Here is an 18,505-nt window from a genome sequence, read left to right on the forward strand (position 1 = left end):
GTGACCGACACCATCGGCCTGCCCCAACCTCCTGCCCTCGGCGCCTCCGCCCTGCCGGCCGGCACCTACGACGGCACCGTCGTCCTCGTGACCGGCGGCGGCACCGGGCTGGGCAAGGCCATCGCCTCCGAGTTCGCCCGCCTGGGCGCCGACCTGGTGGTGGCCAGCCGCAAGCCCGAGCACCTGGCCGCCGCCGAGGAGGCGCTGGGCGCGCTCGGCGGACGGGTCCTCACCGTGGGCTGCGACATCCGCGACGCCGAACAGGTCGCCGCCGCCTTCGACGCCGCCACCGAGGCGTTCGGGCTGCCGTCGGTGCTGATCAACAACGCCGCCGCCAACTTCCCGTCGCCCGCCGAGGACCTCTCGCCCAACGCCTGGCGCACCGTGGTCGACATCACCCTCACCGGCACCTACCTCTGCGCCCGGGAGCTGGCCCGGCGCCACCTGGCCGCCGGCACCCCGGCGTCGATCGTCAACGTCGGCGCCTCCTACGCCTGGACCGGCGGGCCGGGCTTCGCCCACTCGGCGGCCGCCAAGGCCGGCGTCAAGAACCTGACCGAGACGCTCGCCGTCGAGTGGGGGCCCTACGGCATCCAGGTCAACGGCCTGGTGCCCGGGCTCGTGCCTCACGAGGACATGACCGCCGACATCCGCGAGAACCTCGATCGCAACGAGGGCAAGGCCCGGTCGCAGCCTGCGTACCGGATCGGCCACCCCCGGGAGCTGGGCTGGGCGGCCACGTTCCTCGCCTCGCCCTACGGCCGCTTCATCTCCGGCCACACGCTGGTCGTCGACGGCGCCAACTGGCAGCGCCGCCACCTCACCAACCCCGAGGTCACCCCCCGTGCGCGACCAGCTCGGCCGCGCCCCCTTCGAGCCCTGAGGCACCGGCGACCGTGACCGGGCAGGCGTTCGCCGAGCTGCTGGCGGAGCCGGGCGTGGTCGAGGTCGGCGCGCTGCGGTCGACGTTCGGGTTCCTGGCCTTCCACGGCGGCGGGCTGGAGGAGGTCACCGACGTGGTGGCGTCCCGGGCGGCCGAGGCGTCGGGCGCGTCGTACTACGGCGTCCTGCACCCGCCGGGGTGGAAGCGGCACCTGCCGTCGATCCAGGTCGACCCCGCCGGGTCGCCGGCGCTCGCCGCGTTCCTCGCCCACGTCGACGTCGCCATCGCCGTGCACGGCTACGGCCGCAACGGGTGGTGGACGCGGCTCCTGGCCGGCGGCACCAACCGGGCGCTGGCCGAGCACGTGGCCGCCTGCCTCGCCCCCGTGCTGCCCGACTACGAGGTGGTGACCGACCTCGACGTGATCCCGAAGGAGCTGCGCGGCGTGCACGCCCGCAACCCGGTGAACCGTCCTCGGCTCGGCGGGGTGCAGCTCGAGCTGCCGCCGCGGGTGCGGGGCCGGGCCCCCTCGTCGCCGCCGCCCGGGCCCGACGGCCTCTCGCCACCCACCGCCGCGCTCATCGCCGGCTTGGCCGACGCCGCCCGCACCTGGTCCCCCTGACGCCGCACGCGCCGGGGGGACCAGGGGGAGAGCTGGCTCAGCGCGGCTCGTCGCCGCGGAGGGTGACGCGCTGGATCACGCGGTGCTGGCCGCCGAAGTCGCCGGACACGGCGTGCTGGGTGGAGCGGTTGTCCCAGAAGCCGATGTCGCCGGCCGTCCAGTGGTGGCGGACGGTGTGCTCGGGCTTGACCGAATGGGCGTGCAGGTAGGCGAGCAGGGCATCGCTCTCGTTGAGCGTGAGCTCCTTGATGCGGGACGTGAAGCCGGGGTTCACGAACAGCACCTCCTCGCCCGTCTCGGGGTGGGTGCGCACGACCGGGTGCTCGACCGGCTCGAGGGCGGTGAAGGTCTCGCCCTCCCACGTGCCCTCGCCCACCAGGTCGAGGATGCCCTGGAACTGGCGCTTGCCGTCGTGCACCGCGGTGAGGGTGCGGAGGAAGTCCTGCAGGGCCGGGCTGAGGCTCTTGAACGCCGCGACCTGGTCGGAGAACAGGGTGTCGCCGCCGAACTCCGGGACCACGACGGCACGGAGGATCGAGCCGAGCGGCGGGCGCTTCACGAAGGTCACGTCGGTGTGCCACGACACGCCCCGCTCGTAGGAGGCGACGTCGCCGTAGGTGGCGTAGAGCTCGCCGGCGGCGGTGTAGTCGATCTCGAACACCTCGGGGTTGTCCTTCACGCCCGGGATGACGGGGTGGCCCTCGGTGGGCTCGCCGAACAGGCGGGCGAAGGCCAGGTGCTCGGCCGGGTCGAGGTGCTGGCCGCGGAAGAACACCACGCGGCGCTCCAGCCAGACCTGGCGGACGGCGGCCACGGTGGCCTCGTCGAGGTTGCGGACGTCGAGGCCGGCGATCTCGGCGCCGATGGTGCCGGACAGGTAGCGGACGTCGAGCTGGACGTCGGGTCGGGGTTCGGTGAGGGTCAAGGTTTGGCTCCGGGGTTCGGGTGGGTGGGGTGCAGGTCTGGGGATCAGGTCAGGGTTCCGGCCGGTGTGGCGCCGGCCGGGCGGTTGCCCTCGGCGCCCTCGTCGACGCCGAGCTCGGCCAGCAGGCGCGAGCGCAGGGCGATGAAGCGGTCGTCGCCGCGCAGCCGGGGGCTGGGCACGTCGACCACCTCGTCGAGGGAGATGCGGCCGTCGGTGAGCACCAGCACGCGGTCGGCGAGCAGCACGGCCTCGTCGACGTCGTGGGTCACCAGCAGCACGGCCGGCGCGTGCCGGGCGTGGAGCTGCTGGACCAGGGCGTGCATGCGGATGCGGGTCAAGGCGTCGAGCGCGCCGAACGGCTCGTCGAGCAGCAGCAGGGCCGGCTCCCGGACGAGGGCGCGGGCGAGCGCCGCCCGCTGCGCCTCGCCGCCCGAGAGGGTCTTGGGCCAGTCCCGCTCGTGGCCGTCGAGGCCGACCTCGGCCAGGGCGGCGCGGCCCGCGGTGGCGGCCTCGCCCCGGGCGCCGCCCAGGCCGAGGACCACGTTGTCGAGCACGCTGGCCCACGGCAGCAGCCGCGGGTCCTGGAACACGACCGAGCGGGCCACCGGGACGTGGATCTCGCCCTCGACCCCGTCGTCGAGGCCGGCGAGCGCCCGCAGGAAGGTGCTCTTGCCCGAGCCGCTCCGGCCCAGCAGGGCCACGAACTCGCCGGGTCGCAGGTCGACGTCGAGGCCGCGCAGGACGGTTCGGTCGCCGAAGGTGCGGGTGACCCCCCGGGCGGCGACGGCCAGGCCGTCGAGGTCGACGGTGGGCTCGATGACGGCGGTCATCGGCCCGGCTGCCAGGTGAGGAGGCGGCGCTCGATGAAGCGGACGAGGCCGTCGGACAGCAGGCCCAGCACGGCGTAGGTGACCAGGCCGACCACGATGACGTCGGTCTGGAAGAACACCTGGGCCCTGGCCATCATGAAGCCGATGCCGCTGGTGGCGTTGATGGTCTCGGCGAAGACCAGCAGGAGCCAGGCGATGGCGGTGGCAAGGCGCAGCCCCACCAGGAAGCCCGGGAGCGCACCGGGCAGCACGACCCGCCGGATCAGCTGGCCCCGGCTCAGGCCGACGACGTCGCTGAGCTCCCGGTACTTCGGGTCGATGCTCTTGATGGCCACGCTGGTGTTCACGTAGATCGGGAACGCCACGCCGATGACGATCATGGTGACCTTCACCGTCTCGCCCACCCCGAGCCACACCACCAGGAGGGGCTGCAGGGCGATGATCGGGACGAAGCGCAGCATCTGCAGGTTGGCGTCCACGACGTCGTCGCCGATGCGGGACAGGCCGGCGAACAGGGCCAGCACCGTGCCGATCGGGATGCCGAGGCCCAGGCCCCAGCCCACCCGCTGCAGCGAGGCCCACAGCGACGACGGCAGGGTGCCGTCCTTCCACAGGTCGACGCCGGCGGTGAGCGCCGTCGACGGGCCGGCCAGGATGTCCGAGCGCAGCCAACCCACCTGGGCCGCCGTCTCCCACAGGGCGATGAACAGGACCACGCCCACCAGGCGCTCCACGCCACGGGGGATGCCCAGGCGCCGAGAGCTGCGGGCGGTGCGGCCGGTGGCCAGGCGGGTCAGGGCCACGGGCTCGTCGGCGGCGCTCACGGCGTGCGGTGACGTCGACGTGCCGGGCGTGCCGGTCGTGCCGGACGCCGCGGTCGTGCGTCGACGCCCCGTGCGACCCGTGGTGACGGCGAGGTCGGTCACTTCCCCTGCTCCGCCAGGATCAGGTCGTTGAAGCGGTTGTCGAACTCGGCCGAGACGTCGATCTTGGCGGGGATCTGGCCGGCGTCGACGAACAGGTCGGCCAGCTTCTGCTGCTGCTTCAAGATGTCGCCCGGCAGGGCGAAGAACTTCGTGCTGCCGTTGCCCTGGGCCACCAGCTCCTTGGCCCGCTCCGGCGAGAGGCCGTACTGCTTGACGAAGATGCCCGAGGCGAGGTCGTCCGGGTGGTCCTTCAACCAGGCGAACGCCTTGACCAACCGGGAGGCGTAGTCGGCCAGGGCGGCGGTCTTGCCCTCGTCGGCCAGCGCATCCTTCGAGGCGATCAGGAACGAGCCCCGGTCGGTGATGTCACCGGGGACGGCGGCCACCTTGGCGTCCGGGTGCCCGGCCAGGAACAGGCTGATGAGCGGCTCGGTGCTGAGGCCGGCGTCGGCGGACCCGCCCTGGAGGGCGGCGCTGATCTGGGTGATCGGCACGTCGACGGTGGTGATGTCGCTGGGCTTCAGGCCGGCCTCGGACAGGCCGGTGAGCACGGCCGCCTCGGCCGAGGTGCCCCGCTGGTACGCCACCCGCTTGCCCTTGAGGTCCTTCCACCCCTTGATGCTGGGGTCGACGGTGACCAGGCCGCCGAGGCCGCGATCGGCGGCCCAGCCGGCCACCGCCACGATGTCCTGCTTGGCGGCCTGGGCGAAGATCAGCGGCGTGGAGGCCACGAAGCCGCTGTCGATGGCGCCGCCCTTGAAGGCCTGCAGCATCGGCGGGCCGCCCACGAACGAGGCGTACTCGACGTCGTAGGGCAGGTCCTGGTCCTGGCCCGACAGCTTCAGGATCGTCTTGAGGTAGTCGAGCTGGTCGCCGATGCGCAGCTTGGTGCCGGCCGGGATGGTCTCGGGCACGGTCACCGGCGCCGCGGTCGTGGTCGGGCCCTTGTCGTCGGCTCCGGCCCGCGTGGAGGCGTCGGAGCTGCAGGCGCCGAGCAGCCCGGTGAGGAGCGTGGCGGCGAGCAGGGCGCCGAGGAGGGAGGAGCGTCTGGGGTGCAAGGTCTACCTTTTCCATAAAGCCGATCTGTTTGGTCAGGTTTTACCGTGACACGTCCGCCACCACAACCCGACACCCGTCACACGACCCTGGCACCGGCACCCGCCCCGCCGCCCCCACCCCACCCCACCACACCCCACCACACCCCGCTCTCTCGAACTTTGGGTCCCACACCGGCGCGCGCACGGACCTCAGACCCGAAGTTCCGGGCGGAAGGCCGGGGCTGAGCCCGAGGCTGATCGTGTGGGTCCAGGGGCGCGACGGCGCCGGCCCGGTCGACCCTCGAGGGAGGGGAGACCGGGCCGGCGTCAGCGATGTGGGTGGCGAGGGATCAGTCCAGGCGTTCGATGATCATGGCGTTGGCCAGGCCACCGGCCTCGCACATGACCTGGAGGCCGTAGCGGGCGCCCCGCTGCTCGAGGGCGTTGAGCAACGTGGTGGCCAGGCGGGCGCCGGAGCCGCCGAGCGGGTGGCCCAGGGCGATGGCGCCGCCGTTCACGTTGACCTTGTCGAGGTCGGCGCCGAGCTCCTTGGCCCACGCCAGCACCACCGACGAGAACGCCTCGTTGACCTCGAAGAGGTCGATGTCGTCGATGGTGAGCCCGGCCTTGGCCAGCACCTTGCGGGTGGCGGGGATCACCGCGGTGAGCATGTAGAGCGGGTCGTCGCCCTCCACCACCGTGGTGTGGATGCGGGCACGGGGGCGGAGCCCCAGCTCGGCGGCCTTCTCGGCGCTGGTGAGCAGCACGGCGGCGGCGCCGTCGGTGAGCTGCGACGAGTTCGCGGCGGTCGTGCTCCAGTCGATCTGGGGGAACCGCTCGGCGAAGTACGGGTGCTCGAAGGCCGGGCGCAGCTTGGCCAGGCCCTCGGCGGTGCTCTCGCGGATGCCCTCGTCGGTGGCCAGCTCCACCAGCTCGCCGTCGGGGCCGGCCACCTTCAAGGGGGCGATCTCGGCGTCGAAGCGACCCTCGTCTCGGGCGGCGGCCGCCAGGCTCTGGGACCGGACGGCGAAGGCGTCGAGCGCCTCCCGGTCGATCCCCCACCTGGCCGCGATCAGCTCGGCGGCGATGCCCTGCGGGATCATCGCCCCGTCGGGGTAGCGGGCGGCCAGCTTCTCGCCGACCACGTCGGCGTCCCGCGTGTTGGCGCCCATGGGCACCCGGCTCATGCTCTCGACCCCCGCGGCGACCACGACGTCGTAGGCGCCGGCCTGGATCCCCTGGGCGGCGAAGTGGATGGCCTGCTGCGACGAGCCGCACTGGCGGTCGATGGTCGTGGCCGGGACGCGCTCGGGGTAGCCGGCGGCGAGGACCGCCCGACGGGCGATGTTGAAGCCCTGCTCGTCGGCCTGGGTGACGCAGCCGGCGATCACGTCGTCGATCTGCTCGGGGTCGAGCCCGGTCCGCTCGACCAGGGCTTCGAGCGGGTGGGCCAGGAGGTCCACCGGGTTCACGCCGGCGAGGGCCCCGTTGGGCTTGCCCTTCCCGAGCGGGGTGCGCACGGCATCGATGATCACGGCGTCGGTCATGACGGTCCTCCGTTGACGGCGGCCGTCCGAGCGGACGGCCTCTGCGGCGAGCGTACGATGGTCAGTTGCATCACACAACCCGCTGCGCGACGCTGGCTCCGTGACCATCGACCCCACCGCCCCCGAGCCCCCCTTCCTCGCCGCCGTCGGCCTCGTGCTCGACTCGGCCACGCCCACCGAGTTGGTCGGCCACGTCGACGCCGGCCCGGCGCACCACACCCCGTGGGGCATCGTCCACGGCGGCCTCTACGCCACGGTCATCGAGAGCGCGGCGAGCCTCGGCGCCTCGCTTGCCGTCGAGCCCGACGGCAAGTTCGCCGTCGGCGTCAACAACCAGACCGACTTCCTCCGCCCCCACCGCGAGGGCCGCCTCACCGTCGTCGCCCGCCCCATCCAGCAGGGCCGCACCCTCCAGCTCTGGCTCGTCGAGCTCACCAACGCCGCCGGCAAGCTCGTCGCCCGCGGCCAGGTCCGCCTCGCCAACCAACCCCTCCCCGAAGCCTGACCCGACCCGGGCCGCGCTCGGGGTCGCGGCCGGCCGCCGGGCCCGTCCGTCCCGCCCGACGGTCACGTCCGGAGGGCGGACCGCGACCGGGCACCCCGGCGACCGGCGCAGAGCCGGCGGGCGGCGCGCCGGTCCGCCGGGGCCGGGGTCGCGGCACGGCCCTCGCCGCGCACCGTTCTTCAAGGGCGCGACGAGGGCCGGGTGGCCGGTCAGGTCCGGCGCACACGTCCGGGTCGATGGCCGCTCCCGTTCGAGCTCGTGCCCAAGCCCGAGGTTGGTGCACCTCTGCACACTCCTTGAGCACAGCTGCACCGACCTTGCCGCCCCTGTCCGATTCGTCGTACACGTCCGATTCCATGCCGTGGCCGGATCGAGGCGTGTGCACTTGACGCTTCGCACCGCGGTCAACTGCACACACCTCCAGCGCACGCAGGCCTGAGGCAGGCAGGCCACGCTCGCAGCGCGGAGAGGTGGTGCCCCACGAGGACCCGCCCAGGCTCGCCCTCGTCGCGCCCTTCACGACGGTGACCAGCCGAGGACGCACCGCGACCCGGGCACCCCGGTGACCAGCGAGGAGCCGGTCGGCCGAGGCGCTGGCCCGGGCAGCCGAGGCCCGGGGCGTCAGGCGTCGGCGTCGGGGGTGGGCGTCGAGCGGCGGAGGTGGTCGCGGAGGGCGGCGCCGACGGCGACGACGAGGAAGGCGGCGATGGCGATGAGCACGATCGTGCCGCCCGACGGGGTGTCGGCGTAGTACGAGGCGCCGACGCCCGAGACGGCGGCGGCGGTGCCGAGCAGGGTGGCGAGCACCACCGTCGAGCGGAAGCTCCGCGTGACCAGCTGGGCGGTGGCGATGGGGATGACCATGAGGGCGCTGATGAGCAGGAGGCCGACCACCCGCATCGAGACGACCACCGTGACCGACGTGACCACGGCCAGCAGCAGGTTGAGCCGCAGCACCGGCAGCCCCGAGGCCAGGGCGTACTCCTCGTCGTTGCTCACCGCGAACAGGTACCGGCCCAGGCCCAGCGTCACCGCCAGGACCACCAGGCTGAGCACGGCGAACACGCGGAGGTCGCCGGCGGTGGTGGTGGTGATGGCGCCGAACAGGTAGGCGTCGAGGTTCACCGTGGTGCCCGGCGGGGCCTGCGACACGATGACCACGCCCCCGGCGATGCCGCCGTAGAACAGCACGGCGAGGGCGACGTCGCCGCTGGTGCGGCCCTTCACCCGGATCAGCTCCACCACCACGGCGCCCACGACCGCGGCGGCGAGCGCAGTGAGCACCGGCGTCGTCGAGGTCACGAGGCCGACCGCCACGCCGGTGAGGGCCACGTGGCCGAGGCCGTCGCCGATGAGCGCCAGCCGGCGCTGCACGAGGTACACCCCGACCGACGGCGCGGTGAGCCCGATCAGGAGCGCGGCGAGGAGGGCGCGGCGCATGAACGCGTACTGGAGGACCTCGATCTCCATCAGGTGCACGGCCCTTCGAGGCCGAGGGCGGGACCGGGGTCGGGGTGGTCGCCGTGGTGGTGGTGCCAGTCGTCGTCGTGCTCGTCGGGCGCCTCGCTCGCGGGACCGTCGTGGACGAGGCGCCCGGCGCGCAGCACGAGGGTGCGGGTGACCAGCGGCTCGGCCGGGCCGAGCTCGTGGGTGATGAGCAGGATCGTGGTGCCCCGCTCCGCCAGCCCGGCGAGGGTGGCGGCGAGCGCGACCTGGTTGGCGCTGTCGACGCCGGCGGTGGGCTCGTCGAGCACCAGCAGGTCCGGCGCGGAGGCGAGGGCGCGGGCGATGAGGACCCGGCGCTGCTGGCCGCCCGACAGCGTGGCCATGGCGGCCTTGGCCTTGTCGGCGAGGCCGACGGCCTCGATGGCATCGACCACCGCGGCGCGCTCGGCGGCCCGGGGGCGGCGGAAGGGGCGCACGGAGGTGAGCTGCCCCGACGCCACCACCTCGCGCACCGTCGACGGGATGCCGCCGACCACGGTCTGGCGCTGGGGCACGTAGCCCACGCGCGCCCAGTCCTTGAAGCGGTGGCGGTCGACGCCGAACAGGGACACGGAGCCGCCGAGGATCGGCGCCAGCCCCAGCAGGCCGCGGACCAGGGTCGACTTGCCGGACCCGTTGGGGCCGAGCAGGCCGATGACCTCGCCGGCGTCGATGCGCAGGTCGAGCCCGGCCACCACCGGCCGACCCTCGTAGCCGATGTCGGCGCGGCGGAGCTCGACCACCGCGGGAGCGGCGGCCTCGGTCACGGACAGGGCTGCCCGGCCTGCAGGTGCTTCAGGTTGGATCGCATGACCTCGAGGTAGTCGCGGCCCTGGGAGGCGTCGGTGAGGCCCTCGATGGGATCGAGGACTGCGGTCTTCACGCCGGCCTCGCTGGCCACCGTCTCGGCCACGTCCGGGCTGACCAGGGTCTCGAAGTAGATCGTACGGACCCGGTGCTCCGCCACGAAGTCCGGCGCGCTGGCCAGCTGTGCGGCCGAGGGCTCCTGCTCCGGGGTGAGCCCGGCGATGCCGACCTGGTCCATGCCGTAGCGCTCGGCGAGGTAGCCGAAGGCCTGGTGGCTGGTGACCAGCTCCTTGGCCGAGCAGCCCTCGAGGGCCTGGCGGTACTCCCCGTCGAGGTCGTCGAGCCGGCCCACCAGGCGGGCGGCGTTGCTCCGGAAGGTCGCTGCGTGGTCCGGGTCCTGCTTCGCCAGCACGTCGGCGAAGGCGGTGGCCACCTTGGCCAGGCGGGTCGGGTCGAGCCAGAAGTGCGGGTCGACGGCCCCGGCCTCGTCGTCGTGGCCCTCGTCGGCTCCGTCCCCGCCGGCGTGGTTGGCCTCCTCGGCGAGGGTGAGGTCCAGGCGGGCGCTGGCCTTGGCGTCGAAGGTGGTGGCGCCGGACTCGGCGAGGGCGTCGTCGACGGCGGGCTGGAAGCCCGACAGGTAGACCACGACGTCAGCGTCGCTGAGGGCGGCGACGTCCTTCGGGGAGAGCTCCAGGTCGTGGGGCTCGGCGCCGGGCTTGGTCAGGTTGGCCACCGAGACCAAGTCGCCACCCACCTCCTCGGCCATCCACTGCAGCGGGTAGAACGACGCCTCCACCCGGAGCTTCCCGTCGGCTGCGGCCCCGCCGTCACCGGAGCCGCACCCGGCCAGGAGGACGGCCCCTGCCGCCAGGGCGACGACGAGGGCGAGGGGGCGACAGGCGGTGCGGGCGGGCATGTGAGAATCGTTCCCGATATGGGAATGGTTGTCAAAACCACGTCCGCCCGACCGGGCGCCGGGCGCCGCGGGGTCAGCCCGGTGCGGGGGCCTCGGTGGGCTCGGTCGGTTCGGTGTAGTACGGCCGGCCCACCTTCTCCCACTCCTCGTAGAGCTCGAAGAACGGCTCGCCGAACGGGTCCTGCCCCCGCAGCGGCATGGACCCGCGGCGGATCGTGAAGTCCCACGGTGCCAGCCGGCCCGCCTCGTCGAAGTGGGCCGCGGCAGCCTCGGTCGCACCGTGGCGGTGCAGGGACAGGGCCAGGCGGAACTCGGCCCGAGCCTGCTGGTCGTCGTCGGTCGGGAGCTGCTGCGCCTCGCGGACCGCGGCGTCGTCGTCGAACGGCTTCTCGCCGTCGACCACCCAGCGCTCCAGCGCCTCGAGGTGCGGGGCCGACGGCTGGCCGGTGAAGTCGATGAACTGGTCGTTGCCGAAGGCAGCCATGTTGGGCTGGACGATGTTGTCGTCCTCGTCGATCCACACCACGGTCGGGACGTTGCGGATGCCGTAGGCGTCGACGAAGCGGTGGTCGGCGTCGACCATGACGGGGAACGTGGCGGCCGCCTCGTCGACCCAGGGCTGGACCACCTCGGGCGTCTGGTCCACCGCCACCGCGATCACCGAGAAGCCCTTGTCCTCCCACTTCTCGTGCAGCGCCTGCCACGCCGGCAGGTCGTGGCGGCAGCCGCACCACGAGGCGAAGGAGACCACCAGCCGCTTCCGGCCGGAGAGGTCGCGCACGTTGGCGGTCCCGCCGTCGACGGTGGGCAGCGTCACATCCGGCGCCTGCAGCGAGGCGAGGGCCGCGCCGCGGGCCGCGGCCGGCTCGCCGATGGCGACCGTGGCGTTGGGGCCGTCGAGCGCCACCGGGTGGCGGACCTGGGCGGCGAAGGCTGCGACGTCGATCCATCCCTCGGGACCGAGGGCGGCGCGATCGAAGACCGGCACGCAGGCCTCGCCCTTGCACAGGCCCTGCGGCTTGAGCTGCCAACCGGTGGCGGCGGCGAGGTCGGCCTCGGCCACGAACAGCTGATCGCCGTCGCGACCGCCGTCGACCTCGACCTCTTCGTCGCCGAGCACCCGAAGTAGAACGTGTTCCATTTTTCGAGCGTAGACCCGCCTCGCTACGGCGTGCCGGGGGATCCCCAGAACGGGGGAGGTCGGCATCGGCGCAGCGGCCGGGTAGGCAGGGGCCCATGGCCGACACCACCGCACACCGAGAGCTGCTGACCGACGCCTTCGGGCGCATCCACGAGCTGGTGGCCTCCACCCTCGACGGCGCCGCCGAGGCGACGCTCACGTACCGTCCTGACGCCGAGGCCAACTCCATCGCCTGGCTCGTCTGGCACCTCTCCCGCATCCAGGACGACCACGTGGCCGGCCTGGCGGGCACCGAGCAGGCGTGGACCGCCGACGGGTGGGCCGATCGCTTCGGGCTGCCGTTCGACGCCGGGGACACCGGGTACTCCCACTCGAGCGAGGACGTCGCTGCGGTGCAGGTGGGCACCGACCTGCTCACCGGCTACCACGAGGCCGTCAACGCCCGGACCGAGACCTACCTCGCGGGGGTCACGCCCGACGAGCTGGAGCGCGTCGTCGACGAGCACTGGGACCCGCCGGTCACCGCGTCGGTGCGCCTCGTCAGCGTCATCAGCGACTGCCTGCAGCACCTCGGCCAGGCCGCCTACGTGCGCGGGCTGGCGGAGCGGGTCTGAGCGTCGGCGCGTAGGTTCCCGCCATGGCCAGCGAACGGGTGCCGTACGACGAGCTGTCGATGTTCCACGAGAACGCCGAGGAGTTCGGGATCCCCTACGACGGGCCACCGGCCGTGCGGCGCGAGGCAGCCGACCTGGGCGACGGCCGCTCGCTGAGCGCCCTGGTCTGGGGCGAGGCACCGCCCGAGCTGGTGCTGCTGCACGGCGGGGCCCAGAACGCCCACACGTGGGACACCGTCGCCCTGGCCCTCGGCCGCCCGCTGGTGGCCATCGACCTTCCCGGCCACGGCCACAGCGACGGCGGCCGCCACGGTTCGCTCGACCTCCGGTCCAACGCCGCCGACGTCGCCGTCGCCATCCGCTCGCTGGCGCCCGACGCCGCCGCCGTGGTGGGCATGTCGCTCGGAGGCATCACCACCCTGGCCCTGGCCGCCGACCACCCCGACCTGGTGCGCTCGGTCGTCCTCGTCGACATCACCCCGGGCGTCACCAGCGAGAAGGCCTCGGCCATCACCGCCTTCGTCGACGGCCCCGAGAGCTTCCCGAGCTTCGAGGACCTGCTGGCCCGCACGATCGAGTTCAACCCCACCCGCTCCGAGGCGTCGCTGCGACGGGGCATCCTGCACAACGCCCTCCAGCGCGACGACGGCTCGTGGGTCTGGCGCTACGCCCGCCACCGAGCCGAGGAGCCCGCCGGCGCCACCGACGAGCGCATCGGGTCGTTCCCCGACCTGTGGGGCGCGGTGTCCGGCCTTACGGTGCCGCTCCTGCTGGTGCGCGGGATGCGGCCCCAGTCGGTCGTAGACGACGCCGACGAGGCCGAGCTGGTGCGGCGCCAGCCCTCCGCTCGCGTGGAGCACCTCGCCGAGGCCGGCCACAGCGTCCAGGGCGACATGCCCGTCGAGCTGGCCGCCCTGCTCGACGACTTCGTGCCCCGCCCGGCCTGACCCGCCGACGACGTCAGAGGTCGTAGGTCCCGGGCTGCTCGTCCGGCCCGACCGGCCGATCGCAGGTCGGGCACCAGGGCCGCAGCTCCACCGCAGAGCCGCACGCGTCGTGGAAGCGCTCGGCCGGGAGACCCTCCTCGGCGCCGCCCCACGCCGCCAGCCCGAGCAGCGCGTCGGCGAGCTCCACCCCGGATGCGCTGAGGCGGTAGTCGAGCCGCACCGGCCGCTCGGAGTACGGCGTGGCCACCACGAGCCCCTCGACCTCGAGCCGTCGCAGCCGGTCGGTGAGGATGTTGGGCGCCGCCCCCACCCGGTCGGCCAGGTCGCCGAAGCGCAGCGGCCCGGCGGCCAGTGCGTCGACGACCAGCAGCACCCACCGGTCGCCGACGCGGTCGAGCGCGGCGCGCAGCGGCGACGTCGCACCCGACGGTGCCGCCCCGCCCGGGCGGCGGCGCGGCCGGGGCGCGGGCGACGATCCGGGGCGGCGGGGCACCGCTGGAGTCTGCCCCGTGCAAACCGGACCGGCCGACCCTAGAGTCACTTGCAACTCGCAAGTGACCAGCCAGGAGCGCACCATGACCACCACCGACCTCCTCTCCGACCTCTCCACCGCCGCTCGCGCGGCATCGGCCGCCGCCGGCCCGGCCACCGTCGCCATCGGCCGCCACGGCCGCGGCACCGGCGTCGTCGTCGCCCCCGGCAAGGTCCTGACCAACGCCCACAACCTCCGGGACCGCACCACCCAGGTCACCTTCGCCGACGGACGTGCCGTCCAGGGGCGGCTCGCCGGCGCCGCCCCGGACCACGACCTCGTGGTGCTCGACGTCGACACGGCGGGCGCCCCGTCCCTGCCCTGGTCCACCCGCACCCTCGAGGAGGGCGACCCGGTGTTCGCCGCCGGCCGCACGCTCCGGGGCCACCGCGTGACCTTCGGGCTGGTCTCGGCGGCCGACCGGGCCTTCCGCGGCCCCCGCGGCCGTCGCATCAAGGGCGCGGTCGAGCACACCGCTCCGCTCGCCAAGGGCTCCTCCGGCGGCCCGCTGCTCGACGCCGAGGGCGCCATCGTGGGCATCAACACCCATCGCCTCGGCGAGGGCTTCTACCTCGCCCTCCCGGCCGACGCCGACCTGCAGGCCCGCGTGGCCGAGCTGGTCGAGGGCCGCTCGGTCGGCGGCCGTCGCCTCGGCGTGGCGGTGGTGCCGGCCGCCGAGACCGCCCGCATCCGCCGGCGGGTCGGCCTCCCCGAGCAGGCGGGCCTGCTCGTGTCCGGCGTGCTCGAGGGCTCGCCCGCCGAGGCCGCCGGCCTGGGCGAGGGCGACCTCGTGGTGGCGGTGGGCGGCGCTGCGGTCACCAGCGTCGACGACGTGTGGGATGCGCTCGACCGGGCCGGGGACACGGTCGACGTCGAGGTCGTCCGGGGCACCGAGGCGCGCACCGTCACGGTCTCGTTCGCCGCTCCCAGCGCGCCCGCCACGAGCGAGCCGGACGACGCCGCCGACCCGGCGGCCGACGGTGGCCCCGACGCCCCCACGGCGGTGTAGCGAGGGACGATCTGCGGGGTGACCGTGGGTATCCGGTGTGGCGGGCGTCATCTCGGCCCCTCCCACCGCTTCGGATACCCGCGGTCGCCGAAGCAACGGTCGAGTGACGATCGACCGGTTTTCGCTCCGCCCGAGTGGTCTGTTCCACCGTTGGCGGGACAGAATGGTTGCCATGGCAACGATCGTGGGCTTCCTCGGCTCGGTCACCACCTCCGTCGTGGAGCTGGCCGGGCTCCCGGCCCGGCACCTGGCGTCGTTCATGGACGACGTCGACGAGGTGTGGCTCGACGACGCCTTCCTCGACCAGCCCGACCGCACCGACGCCGGCTGGTAACCCGCCGCCCGGGTCGCCCCCCCCACGCAACTTGTGGGCTGAGGGCGCCGAAAGTGGCGGTGTGGGCCCACAAGTTCGAAGGGGGGGGCACCGACCTGGCGGTCGAGGCGGCCCTGGCGGTCGAGGTCGGGCGTCAGGTCTTCGGCAAGCTGACGACCGAGATGTAGAAGTTGTCGACCTGGCGGACGACCTCGAGGAAGCGGTCGAAGTCCACGGGCTTGGTCACGAAGGCGTTGGCGTGGAGGTCGTAGCTGCGCAGCACGTCCTCCTCGGCCTGCGAGGTGGTGAGGACCACGATCGGGATGCGGCGCAGGTCGGGGTCGCCCTTCACCAGGGCCAGGACCTCGCGGCCGTCGAGGCGGGGGAGGTTGAGGTCGAGCAGGACCAGGCCCGGGCGGGGGGCGTCCTCGTAGGGCGCCTCGCGGCGGAGGAAGCGCATGGCGTCCTCGCCGTTCGACACCACGTGGAGCTGGTTCATGACCTTGCTCTCGGCCAGCGCCTCGCGGGTCATGACCACGTCGCCGGGGTCGTCCTCGACGAGCAGGACCTCGATGGGCTTCACGGTCATGGGGTGGGCTCCTTGGGGCTGGCGGGGGCGGGCGCGGCGACGGGGAGGGCGGGGACGCGGGGCACCTCGGTGGGCAGCGTCCAGGCGATGGTGGTGCCGGGTCGGTCCGGGGTCGGCACCACGCGGATGGCGCCCCCGTGGAACTCGACGATCTTGCGGCACATGGCCAGGCCGATGCCGGTGCCGTCGTAGGCCTCGCGGTCGTTGAGGCGCTGGAAGATGACGAACACCCGCTCGGCGTAGCGCGGCTCGATGCCGATGCCGTTGTCGACGCAGGTGAGCTCCCACCCGTCGTCGGTGGGTGCGGCGGTGATGGCGACCACCGGCGGGGCGTCGCCGTGGAACTTCACGGCGTTGGCGACGAGGTTCTGGAACAGCAGCTCGAGGAGGGTGGCGTCACCCTGGGTCCGGGGCAGCGGGCCGATGGACACGGTGGCCCCGGCGGCCTCGATCACGCTCTCCAAGGTGGTGACGGCCCGAGCGGCGACAACGCCGAGGTCGACCTCGGCGAAGCCCTCGGTGGTGCGGCCCACGCGGGAGAAGGCGAGCAGGTCGTTGATCAGCACCTGCATGCGCTTGGCGCCGTCGACGGCGAAGGCGATGTACTCGTCGGCCCGCTCGTCGAGCTGGCCGCCGTAGCGGCGCTGGAGGAGCTGGCAGAAGCCGGTGATCTTGCGCAGCGGCTCCTGGAGGTCGTGGGAGGCCACGTAGGCGAACTGCTCGAGCTCCTGGTTCGAGCGCGCCAGGTCGGAGGCCTGGGCCTCGAGCCGGCCCCGGGCTGCCTCCACCACGCCGAGCTCGTCGACGATCCGGCGGCGCATGGCCTCCATGTCGCCGGCCAGCGCTTCGAGGTCGGGCGGGCCGACGGGGTCGACCGCGTGCTCGAGGTCGCCGGAGGCGACGAGGCGGGCGTCGGCGCCGAGCGAGCCGAGCGGCCGGATCACCCAGCGGTTGAGCGCGATCCAGGTGGCGATCAGTCCCAGCGCCGCCACGAGGACCGCCACCACCGTGGCCTGCACGAGGTCGGTCGTGTTCCGATCGAGCTGGGTGCGGGCCGCGCCGCGGGTGACGTCGAGCCGGTCCTGCAGCAGCCGGTAGGTGGCCCGGACCTCGTCGAAGGACGCCTTCGAGCTGCTCAGCTGGGCCTCGGTGACCTTGGCGCCGGCACGGGTGTCGGCCACCAGCGGCGCAGCGACCTCCTTCCGCCAGCGGTCGGCCTCGACATCGAACCGGTCGACGATCGCCAGCAGCGACGGCTCGTCGGCGAGGAGGCTGCGGGTGGCGCGCTCGCCGGCTGCCGCGACGGCCACGCCGTCGTCGTAGGGCTGGAGGTAGGTCTCGTCGCCCGAGAGGACGTAGCCCCGCACGCCGCTCTCCTGGTCGACGACCGCGCTGATCCACTTGCGGGAGTTGGTGGTGGCCGGATCGAGCCGGTCGGCCAGGCGGTGGCGGGCGTCGAGGAGGTGGCCGAAGGTGACGCCGACGAACACCAGGCCGACGAGCCCGACCGCGCCGACGGCCAGGAACGCCACCCGCACCCGCGTCCGGAGGCCGGCGTCGGACCAGGCAGCGCGCATCACGGCACCAGGATCCCGAGGAGGGCGAGGTCGTCGGGGTGACCCGCCTCCCGGTGCGGCCGCTCCACGTGGTCGAGCAGGGCGTCGAGCCCGGCGGCGTCGACCGGGCGCGGCACCGCTGCCACCAGGTCGAGCAGGCCGGCGAGCTCGATGCGGGTGCCGTCGGGGCGCAGGCTCTCGAAGGCGCCGTCGCTGTAGAGGAGCAGCCCGCTCCCCGCCGGCAGGGGGTGGACGGCGTCGGGCCAGGCGTGGGAGCCGGGGATGCCCAGCGGGACCCCGCGGTGGCCGTTGTCGAGGAACGCCGGGCCGTCGTCGCCGAGGACGATGGGCGGCGGGTGGCCGGCCAGCCGCGAGGTGACCGACGAGCGATCGGCGGCGATGGTCAGGTCCGCCACCGTGCAGAACTGGTGGTGCTGGCGCTCGAGGTCCAGGACGTCGTCCAGGGCGCCCAGCACCTCGTCGTCCGGCGTGCTGCGCAGCACGAGGGTGCGCCAGGCGATCCGGAGGCAGACCCCGAGGGCTGCCTCGTCGGGCCCGTGCCCCGAGACGTCGCCGAGGACCACCCGGACGCTGCCGTCGGGGCGGAGCACGGCGTCGAAGAAGTCGCCGCCCAGCACGCTGGTCTCGGCTCCGGGCCGGTAGCGACGGGACCACTGCAGGCCGGATCCCTCCAGGACCGGCTTGGGCAGCAGGCCCCGCTCGAGGCGCAGGTTCTCGGCGCGGAGGAACTCGGCCTCGCGCCACCGGGCCCGGGCGGCCTCGGCGTGGGTGCGCTCCACGGCGAAGCCGATGGCGCGCACGAGGGCCTCGCCGTCGTGGTCGCCCTTCACCAGGTAGTCGGCCGCGCCGGCGGCGACCGCCTCCATGCCGGTGGCACGGTCGTCCAGGCCGGTCAGCACGATCACCGGAGCACCGTCGACCAGCTCCAACATGGCCGCCAGGGCCTCGAGCCCGGCCCGGCCCGGCAGCCCCAGGTCGACCAGGACGCAGTCCGCCCGCGCCTCCTCGACCTCGACCGGCGAGGGCACGTCGGCGTGCCAGGCCACCTCCACGGTGGCCATGCTCTCCTCGAGGGTGGCCTCCACGAGCAGGGCGTCGCCCCGATCGTCCTCGACCAGGAGGATCCGGTAGGGGCGCCCGAGCGCCGTCCACGTGGAACGGCTGTCGACGTCGGACGATGCAGCGATGGGTACCCCCTCCTTCCCTTGCGACACCGCCGGACCGAAGGAGCCACCGTAGGGCCGGACCGCGATCGGCGTCGACGGCCCGTTCGGAACGAGGGATGCCAGCCCAAGCGGCT

Annotated in this window: 19 protein-coding genes and 1 pseudogene; 7 read left to right on the top strand and 13 right to left on the bottom strand. The window is 73.9% G+C overall.

Annotation, left to right across the window (positions count from 1 at the left end):
* Positions 1 to 883: pseudogene (locus KSP35_RS13625) on the top strand (SDR family oxidoreductase).
* 13 nt (positions 884 to 896) lie between these two features.
* Entirely contained in the window at positions 897 to 1,505 is a 609-nt protein-coding gene (locus KSP35_RS13630; protein ID WP_216996279.1) for a poly-gamma-glutamate hydrolase family protein, read from the top strand.
* Positions 1,506 to 1,542: 37 nt separating this feature from the next.
* Here KSP35_RS13630 and KSP35_RS13635 read toward each other — a convergent pair whose 3' ends face one another.
* The 5 genes from KSP35_RS13635 to KSP35_RS13655 all read right to left on the bottom strand — a co-directional run bounded on the left by KSP35_RS13635 (position 1,543) and on the right by KSP35_RS13655 (position 6,770).
* Positions 1,543 to 2,430 carry a TauD/TfdA family dioxygenase gene (locus KSP35_RS13635; RefSeq protein WP_216996281.1) on the bottom strand — a complete coding sequence of 296 codons (888 nt, stop codon included), beginning with the start codon at positions 2,428 to 2,430 and terminating at the stop codon, positions 1,543 to 1,545.
* Positions 2,431 to 2,474: 44 nt separating this feature from the next.
* Positions 2,475 to 3,260 (bottom strand): ABC transporter ATP-binding protein, encoded by a 786-nt coding sequence (locus KSP35_RS13640; protein ID WP_216996283.1) that lies wholly within the window; start codon positions 3,258 to 3,260, stop codon positions 2,475 to 2,477.
* On the bottom strand, positions 3,257 to 4,186 hold the full coding sequence (locus KSP35_RS13645; protein ID WP_216996285.1) for an ABC transporter permease: 930 nt from the start codon (positions 4,184 to 4,186) through the stop codon (positions 3,257 to 3,259). The genes KSP35_RS13640 and KSP35_RS13645 overlap by 4 nt, the downstream gene beginning before the upstream one ends.
* Positions 4,183 to 5,244 (bottom strand): ABC transporter substrate-binding protein, encoded by a 1,062-nt coding sequence (locus tag KSP35_RS13650; RefSeq protein ID WP_216996287.1) that lies wholly within the window; start codon positions 5,242 to 5,244, stop codon positions 4,183 to 4,185. Before KSP35_RS13650 ends, KSP35_RS13645 begins: the two co-directional genes overlap by 4 nt.
* A 329-nt stretch (positions 5,245 to 5,573) precedes the next feature.
* Positions 5,574 to 6,770: a thiolase family protein gene (locus KSP35_RS13655; protein WP_216996288.1), complete on the bottom strand. Its 1,197-nt coding sequence runs from the start codon at positions 6,768 to 6,770 to the stop codon at positions 5,574 to 5,576.
* A gap of 100 nt (positions 6,771 to 6,870) precedes the next feature.
* Here KSP35_RS13655 and KSP35_RS13660 point away from each other — a divergent pair, with 100 nt between their 5' ends.
* Positions 6,871 to 7,275 carry a PaaI family thioesterase gene (locus KSP35_RS13660; RefSeq protein ID WP_216996290.1) on the top strand — a complete coding sequence of 135 codons (405 nt, stop codon included), beginning with the start codon at positions 6,871 to 6,873 and terminating at the stop codon, positions 7,273 to 7,275.
* Between the two features lie 621 nt (positions 7,276 to 7,896).
* Here the strand turns inward: KSP35_RS13660 and KSP35_RS13665 are convergent.
* The 4 genes from KSP35_RS13665 to KSP35_RS13680 all read right to left on the bottom strand — a co-directional run bounded on the left by KSP35_RS13665 (position 7,897) and on the right by KSP35_RS13680 (position 11,624).
* Complete coding sequence (locus KSP35_RS13665; protein WP_216996292.1) at positions 7,897 to 8,745, bottom strand: metal ABC transporter permease; 849 nt, start codon at positions 8,743 to 8,745, stop codon at positions 7,897 to 7,899.
* Positions 8,745 to 9,527, bottom strand: coding sequence for a metal ABC transporter ATP-binding protein (locus KSP35_RS13670; RefSeq protein ID WP_216996293.1), 783 nt, complete (start codon positions 9,525 to 9,527; stop codon positions 8,745 to 8,747). The genes KSP35_RS13665 and KSP35_RS13670 overlap by 1 nt, the downstream gene beginning before the upstream one ends.
* Positions 9,524 to 10,483 (bottom strand): metal ABC transporter solute-binding protein, Zn/Mn family, encoded by a 960-nt coding sequence (locus KSP35_RS13675; protein ID WP_216996295.1) that lies wholly within the window; start codon positions 10,481 to 10,483, stop codon positions 9,524 to 9,526. Before KSP35_RS13675 ends, KSP35_RS13670 begins: the two co-directional genes overlap by 4 nt.
* 73 nt (positions 10,484 to 10,556) lie before the next feature.
* Positions 10,557 to 11,624 carry a TlpA disulfide reductase family protein gene (locus KSP35_RS13680; protein WP_216996297.1) on the bottom strand — a complete coding sequence of 356 codons (1,068 nt, stop codon included), beginning with the start codon at positions 11,622 to 11,624 and terminating at the stop codon, positions 10,557 to 10,559.
* A 95-nt stretch (positions 11,625 to 11,719) separates the two neighbouring features.
* Here KSP35_RS13680 and KSP35_RS13685 point away from each other — a divergent pair, with 95 nt between their 5' ends.
* Together KSP35_RS13685 and KSP35_RS13690 are read left to right on the top strand one after the other, a co-directional pair.
* Positions 11,720 to 12,238 carry a DUF664 domain-containing protein gene (locus tag KSP35_RS13685; RefSeq protein WP_216996299.1) on the top strand — a complete coding sequence of 173 codons (519 nt, stop codon included), beginning with the start codon at positions 11,720 to 11,722 and terminating at the stop codon, positions 12,236 to 12,238.
* 23 nt (positions 12,239 to 12,261) lie between these two features.
* Positions 12,262 to 13,185 carry an alpha/beta fold hydrolase gene (locus KSP35_RS13690; protein WP_216996301.1) on the top strand — a complete coding sequence of 308 codons (924 nt, stop codon included), beginning with the start codon at positions 12,262 to 12,264 and terminating at the stop codon, positions 13,183 to 13,185.
* 13 nt (positions 13,186 to 13,198) lie between these two features.
* Here KSP35_RS13690 and KSP35_RS13695 read toward each other — a convergent pair whose 3' ends face one another.
* Positions 13,199 to 13,678: a helix-turn-helix domain-containing protein gene (locus KSP35_RS13695; RefSeq protein ID WP_216996303.1), complete on the bottom strand. Its 480-nt coding sequence runs from the start codon at positions 13,676 to 13,678 to the stop codon at positions 13,199 to 13,201.
* Positions 13,679 to 13,760: 82 nt separating this feature from the next.
* Here KSP35_RS13695 and KSP35_RS13700 point away from each other — a divergent pair, with 82 nt between their 5' ends.
* Together KSP35_RS13700 and KSP35_RS13705 are read left to right on the top strand one after the other, a co-directional pair.
* Positions 13,761 to 14,726: a S1C family serine protease gene (locus KSP35_RS13700; RefSeq protein ID WP_216996305.1), complete on the top strand. Its 966-nt coding sequence runs from the start codon at positions 13,761 to 13,763 to the stop codon at positions 14,724 to 14,726.
* Between the two features lie 172 nt (positions 14,727 to 14,898).
* Positions 14,899 to 15,060, top strand: coding sequence for a hypothetical protein (locus KSP35_RS13705; protein ID WP_216996307.1), 162 nt, complete (start codon positions 14,899 to 14,901; stop codon positions 15,058 to 15,060).
* Between the two features lie 133 nt (positions 15,061 to 15,193).
* Here the strand turns inward: KSP35_RS13705 and KSP35_RS13710 are convergent, their stop codons facing one another.
* From KSP35_RS13710 to KSP35_RS13720, 3 genes are read right to left on the bottom strand one after another with little or no spacing between them, the layout of a single operon-like run.
* A complete protein-coding gene (locus KSP35_RS13710) occupies positions 15,194 to 15,628 on the bottom strand; it encodes a response regulator (protein WP_216996309.1) in 435 nt (144 codons plus the stop codon).
* Positions 15,625 to 17,205, bottom strand: coding sequence for an ATP-binding protein (locus KSP35_RS13715; RefSeq protein WP_254127226.1), 1,581 nt, complete (start codon positions 17,203 to 17,205; stop codon positions 15,625 to 15,627). The genes KSP35_RS13710 and KSP35_RS13715 overlap by 4 nt, the downstream gene beginning before the upstream one ends.
* Positions 17,205 to 18,419 carry a PP2C family protein-serine/threonine phosphatase gene (locus KSP35_RS13720; protein ID WP_216996313.1) on the bottom strand — a complete coding sequence of 405 codons (1,215 nt, stop codon included), beginning with the start codon at positions 18,417 to 18,419 and terminating at the stop codon, positions 17,205 to 17,207. The genes KSP35_RS13715 and KSP35_RS13720 overlap by 1 nt, the downstream gene beginning before the upstream one ends.
* Positions 18,420 to 18,505: the final 86 nt, after the last annotated feature.

The organism is Aquihabitans sp. G128 (assembly GCF_019048865.1).
Lineage (GTDB): Bacteria > Actinomycetota > Acidimicrobiia > Acidimicrobiales > Iamiaceae > Aquihabitans.